We start from the raw sequence: 12,982 nt of genomic DNA on the forward strand, positions 1-12,982 counted from the left end.
CATGAGCACGCACCTACTAAACACCGTCGGGAAATCTACAACCAATAAGCTGAAAAACAAATATTTAATATATTAAAATTCACTTGATAAGCCTTTCCGATAAAGCCCAATAACAAAATCATTAAAAAATTCAAAAAGAATATATTTTGTCACTATGTTTGTACATATAAACATTACACCCTTCATCTCCGTGTTGAAGAGTAAAGTATGAACGATAAACCTTAGTTACATGAACACATCAAAACTGCGCAGCTTGCTCGCTGCATTCTTTATCCCCTTTTGCCTGATGGCACAGGAAGACGTTCCACACACCGCACACCCAGTCTCCATTCCCAACAGCATGAGCGACAAGGTGAAAACCATGGCTGAAGAGCTGATAAAAACTGGTTTCACCGCCGGAGATGGATATGGGGAGGTCTGGATCAGGGACCTCAATACGTTTATTACGCTAAGCTGTACAGTCAATGACAAAGAGCAAATTCGAAACCACTTGATCCGCTTTCTTCAATTTCAGCAGGCTGATGGCGGCATTCTGGATGGCTATTTGCCGGCTTCGAAAGCCAGCGGCGAATCCGTCTTTTACCGATCGGCATTGGCGCCGGAGTATTTAGGACATAAAAATACGGTAGAGACCGATCAGGAAACTTCGTTGGTTCAAGCCATCGCAAAATATATCCGCGCCACCGGGGACTCGGCGATTTTGCAAGAGCAGGTAGCAGGAAATACGGTCCAGAAACTGTTGGAAAAAGCATTGAATTTCTTGTTGAACGAACGGTTCAATAAACAATATGGGTTATTATGGGGCGCTACCACCGCCGATTGGGGAGATGTACAACCCGAACACGACTGGGGTGTGGTACTCGACGAAAACTCGCATCTGGCGATTGATATCTACGACAATGCTATGTTTATGATAGCGATACAGGACTTTTTGGAAATAGCATCATTGGATGCTCAGCAAGCAGATCGATGGACTAAGGTTAAGGGCAGCATCAAAGAAAATATCGAAAAACACCTTTGGGACGAAAATGCAAAAAAATACATTCCGCATATTTACCTGGATGGCTCGCCTTTTCCGGATTCGTTTGATGAATCTGCGGTTTACTATCACGGCGGAACAGCTGTAGCTATAGAAGCGGGCTTGCTTACTAAAGAACAGGTATTGCATGCCTACCAACGTATGCAGGAAAATGTAAAACTAGCGAATGCTGCAACCATCGGCTTAACACTGTACCCTACCTATCCCGAGGGATCGTTCCAAAATAAAGGCATGGGTCCCTACTCCTACCAAAATGGTGGCGACTGGACTTGGTTTGGCGGGCGAATGATCAGTCAACTAATTCGCTATGGCTTTATCAAAGAAGCGGAAGAAGCGCTTTACCCCATGCTCGATCGCGTGATCAAGAACAACGGCTTTTACGAGTGGTACACACCGGCCAACGAACCTAAAGGATCTTCGAGCTTCCGGGGCGAAGCGGGCGTGCTGTGGTCAGCACTACAAGAACTGGAAACAAAAAAAGCCGCACTAGGCAGCAACTAACAACGACCGGAAAGTCGTGTTCCTTTGGCTGCAACGAGAGGCGGTCAAAGGAAACACATCCACTTACCTACTTGTACTTATCTTTCGGGGCACTGCCCATTTGGATAACCAATCGCCCTCCTTGTTGCACATCGTGAAGTTTTAAAAACGGCGCTTTCAATCTTTCTCCATTGAGGATGAACGATTGTACATAGGGGTTCTCCGGTTCATTATCCAATACCTCGATCTCAAAATCCTGTCCGTTGAAGTACGAGGGATTACCTTTAATCCGGATGGAATCAAAAAGTGGCGCAGCAATACCCAGCTGTGTTTGTGGATCGGTAAAGCCTTTCACATCAAACAAGCCCATGGCAGCAAGCACATACCACGCGCCTAACTGGCCTTGATCTTCATCCTGCCCATAGCCATAACCGTGGATCTCATCCGCACCATAAAACTCTTGGGTAATTTGGCGTACCCATTTTTGCGTAAGCGAAGGTTTCCCTGAATAATTAAACAGCCAAGCAATATGTAGGCTGGGTTGGTTACCATGGTTGTATAGCCCCTCCAATCCAGAAAACGCGTCAAGCGTGGTTCCCCCGCCAAATTTGCTCTGCTGTGATACCGAAAAAATGCTATCTAACCGATGATTGAATCGATCGCGGCCTATGGCTTTTACTAACTGCTGTGGTGCATGGGGCACGTAAAAACTGTATTGCCAAGCGTTGCCTTCTTGAAAGCCTCGCCACGCTTCTTCTGGTTTGAAATCGCTAATAAAATTACCCTTTGCATCTTTGGGTCGCATGAAATGAGACTCTTTGTCAAAAATATGTTTCCAGGCGCCGGCAAGACGAGTCAACTGGCGCTCGTCGTTCTTCTTACCCAATAATTTCGCCCATTGGCTTACCGCATAACTGCTGAAGGCATATTCCAAGGTATGCGAGGCTGAAAAACGCCAGCCTTCGTCGGGGCCGGCACCTTCATCCAGATGGTTCACGTAGCCATATTGTATAAACCTATCCACGTCGCTCTTTCCGGCACCAAACGGGCGGCCTTCATGCTTAATCTCATTTTTTAGAGCTGCGGCATATCCTTGCTCCACATCAAAATCGCGAATACCGGAAGCATAGGCCGATGCCAAGGCTAAGCTCACAAAATTCGTCCCCACGCCCGATACGTAGCGACTATTGGCAATACCATCGCCTAGCCATCCGGCATCTTTATAAACCAGCAGCTGGCTTTTTACCCAGTCGGAATAGTATTCGGGGTAGGCCAGCGTCCAAAGTTGGGTTAAGTTCCAGAAAGCGCCCCAAATGGCATCTGTATTATAGTGCTGGTGCATCGGTTTGTTGTTTGCGTCGAGCGGAATCTGCCCGATAGTTCCATCGTTTTTTGGATAGGCACCACTGACATCGCTCGCAAGCCCTCTACCGCAAAGCGCGTGATACAGGCCGGTATAAAACTTTGTCATATCCGTTTTGTTATTCGCGTGCACGCGAATGCGATCGAGGTGCGCCGCCCATTCGGCCTCCGCATTCGCCCGAGCTCCATCAAAAGAGAGTTCGTTGGCTTCCGCTTGTAGATTGTTCCGCGCATTGGCCACCGAGGTGTAGGACAGCCCCGCCTTTAGGGTGACGCTTTCCTGCGCCGTTGTTGAAAATTGCAGGTAAAGCCCCGCGCCCTTTCCTTGGCTAGACTTTTCGCCTTTCGCAATGCGCGCGCCGCGGAACGCCCCGAAGGCGGTTGGCTTCTTGCTCAGCTCAACCGAAAAAAACATTTTAACCGCCGCGCCCGGTTGGTATTTTTGAACGTATGCCGGCAACGTAGCTACGTAGCCTTCGATGCGCCCTTCTGGCGTCAAGTAAACCTCTGCATCGTCCACCGGCCCGCTTTCGCCCTGCTGGTTCCCAATATCAAACAGGATATGCGCTTCTTCTGTTTCGGGAAAGGTATACCGATGAAAAGCGACCCGCTTGGTTGAGGTCAGCTCGGCGCGTATCCCCTCCTCCCGAAAATAAACCGAATAATAGCCTGGGCTGGCCACCTCATCGCGTTTGTCGAAAACCATCCGGTATCCAGCATTAGGGTTTTCTAAGATTCCAGGGGTGGTTTTCAACGCGCCGACCAACGGCGCAAAGACAACACCTCCTATCTGAAATTCGTGGAAATTTGCGAAGCCTTCTATGGAGTGGTGTCGCGCATCGTAACCTACAGCCTCCCAACCGGATTTGTTTCCGTAGGAAGCATCTGTAGATGGTGCAGGCTTGGCCATACCGAAAGGGCTCGCGCCTGGCGTGAAATAAAACCAACGGCAATGTGCCGTTCCGATGCGGGGGTCGACGTAATGCAGCAAATCCCGGCCGGCCTGCCCATAGAGTTGCGTGGATAGCAGCAACGAGCAGCAACATAGCAGTATTGTTTTGATTCGTTTGTTTATCATAATAGGGTTATCATCAATTATATCAAAGGTTTAAGCTATTTAAAATCATCTAAAAGTTCAACACCAATACCATCGTAAGAAATAGGGTAGATCGTATATTTTTCCACTTTTAACGGCCTCGCTATATGCATCACTTTAATGCCGCCTTCCTGCAGTACTTTTCCAGTCGGCTTCAATCTCTTCCAAAGACTTGCCTTTTGTTTCCGGAAGCAGGCGATAGACCATGACGAAAGCAGCAACACAGAAGAGCGCAAAAACCCAAAATGTACCAGCGTTGCCTAGCTTATGCAGCAAGATTGGTGTGATCTGCCCTACCGCGGTATCGGCAACCCACATGATGGTCACGCTGAGTGCCAACGCGCGCCCACGGATCGCACTCGGAAAAATTTCGGAGGCAACCACAAATTTTAGCGGACCGATGGAGCAGGCGAAGCAGGCTAAAAAAAGCAATACGCACAACAACAGCCAAACGCTAGACACCGCACCGATGTAAAAACAAAAGCCTGTGGCGAGCAAGGAGACCGCGGCTCCTGCCGTACCCCAGAGGTAAAGCGGCCTGCGGCCCCATTGATCCACTTTCCAAATCGCAAACAAGGTAAAAAACATATTGGCCGCGCCAAAAATAATTTGACTGAGCAAGGAATTGCTCAACGATATCCCGGCATTGCCCAATATCGTAGGGCCATAATAGATGATCGCATTGATCCCACTAAATTGGGAGAACACCGGAAGTAAAATACCAATTAACAAGGCCTTGCGCATCGGCGGCGCAAAAAGATCTTTGTAATGACCGCCTATCCCCGCTTCCGCGCTCATAGCGTCAACCGAGGTGTTCGTCAAAGAAGGATCTCTGCCCGATTTCTCCGCAGCGGATTTTAAATCCTTGATCTTCTTGTGTTGCAGAAGCCAACGCGGACTTTCGGGCACAAACAGCAGTCCCACAAAGAAAAGAATGGCCGGCAACACCCCTATCCCTAACATCAGTCGCCAAAGTTCGCTTACGAATTTTGATTCAGACCATATAGGAAGCTGTGCGATCACCCTATCCCCGAGCAGTGCTGCATTGCTAAGATAGGCCAGTAGAATACCCAGCGTCACGGCAAATTGGTAATACGTAACCAGTCGACCGCGACGATCTGCCGGTGCAATTTCAGAAATATAAAGCGGCACCACGCTGGACGCAATGCCAATGCCAACACCACCCAGTATCCGAAAGACGATGACGCTTGCTAAGTCGGGTGCTAACGCACAGCCTAGCGCCGATACGATAAACAGGCTGGCGGCGAGGAAGAGCGGCTTTTTTCGTCCCCAGCGGTCGCTCATTTCGCCGGAACATACGACACCAATAATACAGCCCAGCAAGGCAGAGGACACAAACCATCCTTCCTCACCAGCGGTTAACGAAAACTGCTGCTTCACAAGAGGCAATACGCCCGAGATAACGGCCATGTCGAAGCCAAAAAGCAGACCTCCTAGCGAAGCAATCAGCGTGATAAAAAGTAGGGGTATTGGTTTTTGATGTATCATAAGAAAGGCTTACAAAGTTCTAAACGATATGAGCTAGCATCGCGAATACCAGTGCATACTAATCATTTTCTTTATTGTTAAATAAGTATTTGTCTACATTGTCCCTAACAAAAGCTTTAACTACCTTCGCACGGCCTTGCCCAGCATTACGCAGTTTGTAGCTTCCCGCAGCGGCCGGGATAACGAAAGTCTCCGCATACTGAAATTGCTTGGTTGTACCATCTTGGGTTTCTAAAACAATAGTGCTTCCCTCGACCAGCATCAGCACATGGCAAACATGCTGTGTCTCGACACTGATCTCGTTATCAAATTCCAATCGGTGGACATCGTAAAAGTGATCAGCATGGGTTGGCAGATGAATAAGCTGCCAGTCCGCTCCTTCCTGTAGCACATAAGGTCTGGACAATAGTGTCTTGCCGACCTCCTCGCCTTTTCGATCAAAATTTAAGTTTTGAAAAGCGTGTGCTATATTGATTGGTCGGGGCTTTCCATCCAATCCCAGACGCATCCAATCGTACATCTTAAACGTAAAAATATAAGGCGTAGCACTGATCTCCAGTACGAGGTTGTTGCTGCCTGCGCTATGCACCGTGCCGTTCGGGATTAAAAACAGATCATGTTTTTTTGCCGGAAGTACCTGGACATACTGTTCGATATCCATAGGCTCTTGTACATGCTGGCTTTCATCCAAGGCTTTCCGGAAAGCAACTGGATCAATATCCTCTTGAAAGCCCAAGTAGACCTGTGCGTCCGGTTTGCAGTCGAGAATATAATAGGTCTCATCTTGGGTGATACTTTCGCCGAAATGCTTGCGAATATAGGGTAAGCTAGGGTGACACTGGATCGAAAGGTTTCCCCCATCAAAGGTGTCCAAAAAATCAAACCGGATCGGAAATTCTGTTTTAAATACGGACGCATGTTTCCCTAACACAGCTTCATTTTCAAATAACATCAGCCAGTCAAAAGCCACTTCGACCAGTTTACCGCTACTCTCCAACAGCAATCCGTTTTCTGGCACGATCAATTCAAAGGACCAAGCGTAATTTACTTCGTCTTTATTAAGTCCATCAATGTGTTCTTGCATCCAATGGCCGCCCCAAGCGCCAGCCTCGAACCAAGGCCGCACACGAAAAACCGATTGCCCCATCTCGTGCAAGGCATTTCTTAAATCAGCGGCATAAAGCCAGTGCAAGCTATCGACTCGTTGGGCATCCGCCACAATCGATATGCGGGGAGCTATCTGTGCTTTATAATCGTTTAATACGACCCAATCTACGAAGTAGAAGCGCTTGTATATAGCTGTAGGCGTTAACCTCTTGACACTCCCGATATTGTTGATCGCCCCCGCCCGCATGCGGTATTGGATTTCATTCTTTGGTATATCCAAGTAGATGACAGGCACATCCCACGGCAAAAGAGCCGCCCCCATCCCAATCACGATGCATAGCTCGCCATCAATAGCTGGCTTTTGTTCTCGATAGCCGTCTTCGAAAAAGTCGCTCAGCTGGAGGGTCGTCTTTGTACCCCATACGCTATCTGCGGCACCTAAAAAAGGACTTACCATCTTTTCCAGCACGTCGTCCTTCTTGATGTAGTCTTGCGTCCGCACCCAACGTACCGTAACAGCTCGTTGGTCAAATTCCTGCTGCAGCAGCGATTCGACTTCGCTCCAAAACACACCGACATAGCCATCCAGCAGGACTGTTCCCTGCGCAATGATCCAATCGGCCAACGCCCGATGGTCAGCAATTTTTCCCGCTCCTAAGCTGTGAAAAGGATAAATATCATAACTTGTCTTTCGCTGAACACCCTGTTCTACGGCATTGGGTAGCAAGCGTTCTCCGCTTTGTCGCCATATGCTTGTATCCGTTGTCGAGACAGCCTTCGTTTTTAGTTCCATTGTTTATAAATGATTATCAAAAACAAATGTACATACATATGAACATATAAACAACTGCTTGTTTGATTTAGACGATAAAATTAGGTATTGTGCTTTGCAGGACGTGCAAACGAATATTTCCCGTGTTAATCGGGATTGGCAGAAGCGCCTTTATGTAGAGACTTTCGAACAATCTTCGCCTTTTTGCATACATTTGTATGCAGACTTAGTTTAGAAAAAGAGAATACGTTGAACATGAAACTTTCAATAGATCATAAGAGTCCGATACCGTTGCATATCCAAGCGGAGCAACTCATCCGCGAGATGATCAAAGACCCCGCTTATGCAACAAAATTTTTGCCCAATGAGGTCGAGATGGCGAAACAGCTAGCTATCTCGCGCACTACATTGCGGCAGGCGCTGAATAAATTGGTCTACGAAGGTTTGCTCATTCGAAAGAAAGGCGTAGGTACGCGCGTAGCAGAAGCCTCGGTGAGTTCAAAGTCTAATAATTGGCTCAGCTTTTCCCAAGAGATGGAGGCGCGTAATATTCCAATTAAAAACTTCGAGCTACATATCAGCTGGGAATTTCCTGATGAAAAGCTCGCGCATTTTTTTGACATTGATCCGCAGAAAAAGGTACTAAAGTTAGCACGTCTTCGTGGCCGTACGGAAGGTCCATTCGTCTACTTTATTTCTTATTTCCATCCGCGTGTAGGGATGACCGGCGAAGAGGATTTTAAACGTCCTCTTTACGAGATCCTAGAGCAGGAGCATGCTGTACGGGTTAACCTATCGAAAGAGGAAATCAGCGCACGCATGGCCGATAAATTTATTGCGGAAAAACTGGATATCGAAGTAGGCAGCCCGATCTTATTGCGAAAACGCTTTGTCTTTGATCAAGCCGATCGCCCTGTAGAGTACAACTTAGGCTATTACCGCGCCGATAGCTTTGTATATACGATTGAGAGCAGACGGGAGGGATAATCAGCATTAATCATCAGTGGCCGCATGGTCAAAAAGCCATAAAACAAAAATAGAGGCCTTCTGGACCTCTATTTTCTGGGTAAGTAATGGGGCTCGAACCCACGACCCCTAGAACCACAATCTAGTGCTCTAACCGCAAAAAGACATGATAATCAGATATTTATATTTTTAAAATTATTCGTGAGACAAAAAATGCGACAAATGCATAATTACGAGATTTCCATATCATTCACAGATTTAACCAAAAGAAGCTTCATATCAATCACCATTGACGGCACTCGCTATAGAGAATACAACGGTAATCGTATTAATGTCAATATCAAACCTAACAAAGCCAAAACGGTAAAGGAGCGCTCGACACTTCTTAAAAACTTAGAGTATGAATTCAGAAAACGCCTCGAGGACGGCACCTATCAACGATTGATTGCAACACCGCAAGATCAACTGGAGAACACAGAGACGTTGATGTTAAAAGCACTTAACCAAAAGATATCGAACAACTTGAATCCACATTACGCAAAAGCATTGGAGAGAAATTGTCATCAATTCTTAAACTTCTTAACAGTGAAAGAAATACAGTCTGACATCAATCACTTAAATGTTAATAGAATACAATCCTACCTTGACTTTTATAAAACAAGCCATAACAACTATATGGCTAAAAGACGTGAATTAGGATCGTTACTGGGTTATCTAAAGGGTAAAGGATATTTAAGACATGACCTATTAAAGCAAACTGATCGATTGAAGCTAAGGGCATCGCTACATAAGGTCTATTCTCAAACTCAGTTGAAAAGCGTCTTAAAGCATTTAAAGCAACGAAACGAAAACCTCTATATTTGCTGCTTGCTTAGCTATGGCTGTTTATTACGTCCACATATAGAAATTAGAAACCTTACAGCGAGGCACTTCAAAGCAGATTGTACCGAGATACACCTTTCAGGTGAAGAGAATAAAAGCGGACGGGTTAGAGTTGTGCTTATACCAGAATATGTGCGTAAAGCAATCTATCATCGTGTAAATAGTCTGGCAAAGAATGAAAATCTCTTTTCCAACCAAACGCAGCCATACAATGAATATTATTTCAAGACAGCGTGGTCGCGATTATACAAAGAGATGCTTGCATTAGACATTCTTGAAGAAAAGCAGACAATCTACTCTTTTAGGCATACGGCAGCTGTAAACGTCTATAAGAAATCAAAGGATCTGCATCTCCTTAAGCAACTACTCGGACATTCAGATATGATCGTAACACTAAAATATCTTAGAGGTTTGGGTGTCACCAACGTCGAAGAACTCAAAAATGTGATGCCTGAGTTATAAAACAAATTACAGAGACAGTCAAAGCAGGCTGTCTCTTTCTTGTATTAAAGCAACTAGTACCACCTACATCAATTTGGCTTCTCGTTGTTTTTACCGAACTTTCAAGCAGAAATTAGCAAAAAACAAAGACACGATATATCCATGTATAAACATAGATTTTATTATGTCCTTAGCAAACAATGCCATGAAAACAACGTTAAATATCGAACCGCGAAAAGTCAAACGCACAGTAAAAATAGATCGAGCTCTGCTTAATAAATATAGCCATCTATCAAGATTTGAAGGAGAACCTGCAACAGCTGACGAAACAGAAGAAATTGAAGTTGAGCACTTTGAATTATTAGACAAAGACTTACAGAGAACCATCGAGATATTTGATGAGAGCAAATTTACAAAGGAGGAACAGATAAAGTTCGACACATTATTTTACATGGTCTATAAGTATCGCACCGAAGATTTCCGCAACAGAGTAGCCCGTCACGAGCAAGACCTTTCATTTGGTTTCGAAACGGAACGTGTGGAGCAACACTACAGCGAAGAAGCAAAAATAAATATTGAAAACCTTTTGAAGCTTCTAAAGATACGCGATACTGGTTATGCTAACTTAAGCGTAATCTTTAAGATAAACGACGTTAAACGTAAATCAGGCAAAGGAAAAAATCTCATAAATTCTGCTAAAAATGTTGAGTTCACAGATACCTCAACAGCTAAATACATTTCATATAAAGCCATTACAAACTTTATGCAGCTATTATCTTACTCCAACAATAAGTACGTAGACGGCTTCTTTTATTTCTGCCGTAACGCTGATACGATAACGGTCGAAGAAATAGAGAGCGAACTAAGTAAAATAACAACCAATCAAAGGAGTCGAGGAAAGATGCCCGAGCAGTCAAGATTTAGAAACTATCAGAGCTTCTTGATTAATGTCATACAACAATACACTTACGATGAAAGACTAACAATCTGTAACAAACAGATTAATGTTGGAACGCTTCGACTATTATGCTACCATTTATTAGCAAAGTTTGGCTTTATCTCCACAGATAAACTAAGCAACAACAAGATAGCTGAAGAAACTTTAGAAGTAAATAAGGATCAAATAGGTGATTTTATAAGAAACCTAAGCCCTTCTGCTATTACTCATGAAGGAAAGTTAGAACATGTGACCGATTGGGACATTATAGACTATTTACAAAAGTCCTGCTCTGTGTCCGAACTAAATGAGAGGTATCCAGATTTTGTGACAAATTTCAACGAGTTTCATAGATGTATAAAAAGCCCCTTGAGAGTATCATTGAACGATAGTAACGAAACCATTATTAAGGCAGAGATGTAAACATACCTATCATAATTCACAAGGACCAATTTCTGGAACGGAATGCTTCTTTTTTATTTAAGCTTTCCATTTTCCCTAGTGCCTTAGAATACACCATATCTTTGTAACAACAAACGAGGAAATAAGATTTGAACAATTAGTATTCTAGATAACGCTCTTGGTCGTATCCTCATATTTTATAATATTAATATACGAAAGATATGGAAAATCCATTTTTAAAAAATGAGACAGCAGAGGAATTACCAGTAATTCATAACGAAAATTTCTTTTTAGAAGATAGCTACGACGATGGTGTAACCTCAAAGGAACAATACATAGAGGATTGCAAATTAATGAACAACTATGATTACATCAAGCTTCATTCTTTTTTCGAACAGATGAAGCAACGGTATCCCTTGCATATTTCGATACTGCCATCAGAAAACAAAAACACGAAGAAACCTTATTACCACGTTGTACTTCGTTCTGAAAATGGCAGTAGTGGCTATAAACTATATGCTTTTAAAGGAGTAGAAAAGATCATAAAAACTTACATCATGGATGGAAAAAGGGTCGAGCTCGATCTCCATGTACTGAAAGAGAAAGCGTCTCAAAATAACGCATAAACTAAAACGCTCAGGGGAGGCGCCCCTCTGAGCTTAATAAAACATTCAAAGTAATCGAAATTTATCACCCTAGGTGTATAGAACACCTATGTCCAAAAGCATCAAAATGAGAAGAATATTTATTGTAATAAGAAAAAAACAACACTTACAAGACATACTCGCTTGCATTCCGTCCAATTGTATTTTAGTAAAGGTTTTGACTGGTGTTGGCGCCACTCACCTAGAAATCATAACGCGCAGACACTCCATAATTATAGAGCCGAACGTACCAGTGATTAAGGGAAAGAAGAAATCACACAAAGGAAAGATACTTGGTGTATATGAAGGAGTCTATCTACCGCAGATCGTCAATTACCTGAAAGACCCAAAGGTGAAGTATAAAAAGATCATGACTACACCTGAATCATTTCAAAAGGTGAAGGAGGCAATAGCAGAGGCCGGTATGGATATGTACCAAGAATTCTTCTTGATGTTTGATGAATGCGACCGCACAAGCAAAGATGTGGACTTTCGCAAGGATATCATCCTACCTATGGAAGACTTCTTTAAGTTCGAGTCGAAAGCTTTTGTATCAGCAACAGCCACAATACCCAGCGATCCACGCTTCGAAAATCAGAACTTCGAGATATTGGAAGTAGTTCCCGATTTTGACTACGCTAAGCAATTAGACTTGGTGCAGACCAACAATCCGTTTGCTGCGCTGAAAAAATTACTGCACGAAGATATTACATTGAAAGAAGACGAGCAGATCTTTATCTTCTTCAACAGTACCATCGGTATTATGTCCGTCATAGAACAATTGGAGATACAGAAGCAATCTGCAATATTTTGTTCAAGCAACAGTGCCGAAAAAGTTAAGAGCAGCGCCAATACAACTGTTCATTATGACATAGACGAGCGCAAGTTTAAAAAGTATAACTTTCTTACAAGTAGGTTTTATTCTGCAGTAGATATCAACGTCGTTACAGAACCACATGTAATTATGCTCACCGATCTTAAAATCGCAGAGCACACTATGATAGATCCGTATTCCGATCTTATACAAATTCCTGGTAGATTCCGTGGTATTGACCTAGCATCTTTAACTTACATCACAAATCACGATACCGAGATACACTACAGAACACCGAATGAGGCTAAAGCATATTTAAAGGGTTGTGCCGAAACGTACAAAACGATTCAATCTCTACGAGACGTAAGTACCAACGATGGGTCAAAAGAAACACTGACGGAAGCATTAAATCGTATTTCTTATTCGCGATTTCTAAGAGACTGTAACGCGAACTGTGTCAATGGAATAATTTGATAAGATTATTTATATTTAATTATTCAAACGATACGGTCATGAAACAACAGACCCCAT

Annotated in this window: 9 protein-coding genes and 1 tRNA gene; 6 read left to right on the forward strand and 4 right to left on the reverse strand. The window is 43.9% G+C overall.

All coding sequences use genetic code 11. The features are described 5' to 3' along the window. Positions 1–229: 229 nt before the first annotated feature. Positions 230–1,540 (forward strand): GH36-type glycosyl hydrolase domain-containing protein, encoded by a 1,311-nt coding sequence (locus tag B0I21_RS15415; protein WP_243836158.1) that lies wholly within the window; start codon positions 230–232, stop codon positions 1,538–1,540. A 67-nt stretch (positions 1,541–1,607) separates the two neighbouring features. On the opposite strand, the gene B0I21_RS15420 is transcribed toward B0I21_RS15415, so the two are convergent. From B0I21_RS15420 to B0I21_RS15430, 3 genes are all read right to left on the reverse strand, one after another. Continuing rightward, positions 1,608–3,959, reverse strand: a complete 2,352-nt coding sequence (locus tag B0I21_RS15420; protein WP_133641371.1) for a GH92 family glycosyl hydrolase — start codon at positions 3,957–3,959, stop codon at positions 1,608–1,610. A gap of 135 nt (positions 3,960–4,094) precedes the next feature. Then, complete coding sequence (locus B0I21_RS15425) at positions 4,095–5,486, reverse strand: sugar porter family MFS transporter (RefSeq protein WP_243836160.1); 1,392 nt, start codon at positions 5,484–5,486, stop codon at positions 4,095–4,097. A gap of 58 nt (positions 5,487–5,544) precedes the next feature. Beyond that, entirely contained in the window at positions 5,545–7,386 is a 1,842-nt protein-coding gene (locus B0I21_RS15430; protein WP_133641372.1) for a class I mannose-6-phosphate isomerase, read from the reverse strand. 234 nt (positions 7,387–7,620) lie between these two features. On the opposite strand from B0I21_RS15430, the gene B0I21_RS15435 reads away from it, so the two are divergent. After that, entirely contained in the window at positions 7,621–8,352 is a 732-nt protein-coding gene (locus tag B0I21_RS15435; RefSeq protein ID WP_133641373.1) for a GntR family transcriptional regulator, read from the forward strand. Between the two features lie 76 nt (positions 8,353–8,428). On the opposite strand, the gene B0I21_RS15440 is transcribed toward B0I21_RS15435, so the two are convergent. After that, positions 8,429–8,498, reverse strand: a tRNA-His gene (locus B0I21_RS15440). Between the two features lie 55 nt (positions 8,499–8,553). Here B0I21_RS15440 and B0I21_RS15445 point away from each other — a divergent pair. From B0I21_RS15445 to B0I21_RS15460, 4 genes are all read left to right on the forward strand, one after another. Then, complete coding sequence (locus tag B0I21_RS15445) at positions 8,554–9,675, forward strand: tyrosine-type recombinase/integrase (protein WP_166637871.1); 1,122 nt, start codon at positions 8,554–8,556, stop codon at positions 9,673–9,675. Between the two features lie 184 nt (positions 9,676–9,859). Further along, positions 9,860–11,014, forward strand: coding sequence for a hypothetical protein (locus tag B0I21_RS15450; protein ID WP_133641375.1), 1,155 nt, complete (start codon positions 9,860–9,862; stop codon positions 11,012–11,014). 200 nt (positions 11,015–11,214) lie between these two features. Continuing rightward, the gene (locus B0I21_RS15455; protein ID WP_133641376.1) at positions 11,215–11,619 is read left to right on the forward strand and encodes a hypothetical protein; all 405 of its coding nucleotides are present in this window, start codon (positions 11,215–11,217) and stop codon (positions 11,617–11,619) included. Between the two features lie 106 nt (positions 11,620–11,725). Continuing rightward, entirely contained in the window at positions 11,726–12,925 is a 1,200-nt protein-coding gene (locus B0I21_RS15460) for a hypothetical protein (protein WP_133641377.1), read from the forward strand. Positions 12,926–12,982 lie beyond the last annotated feature (57 nt).

The organism is Sphingobacterium paludis (genome assembly GCF_004364125.1).
Lineage (GTDB): Bacteria > Bacteroidota > Bacteroidia > Sphingobacteriales > Sphingobacteriaceae > Sphingobacterium > Sphingobacterium paludis.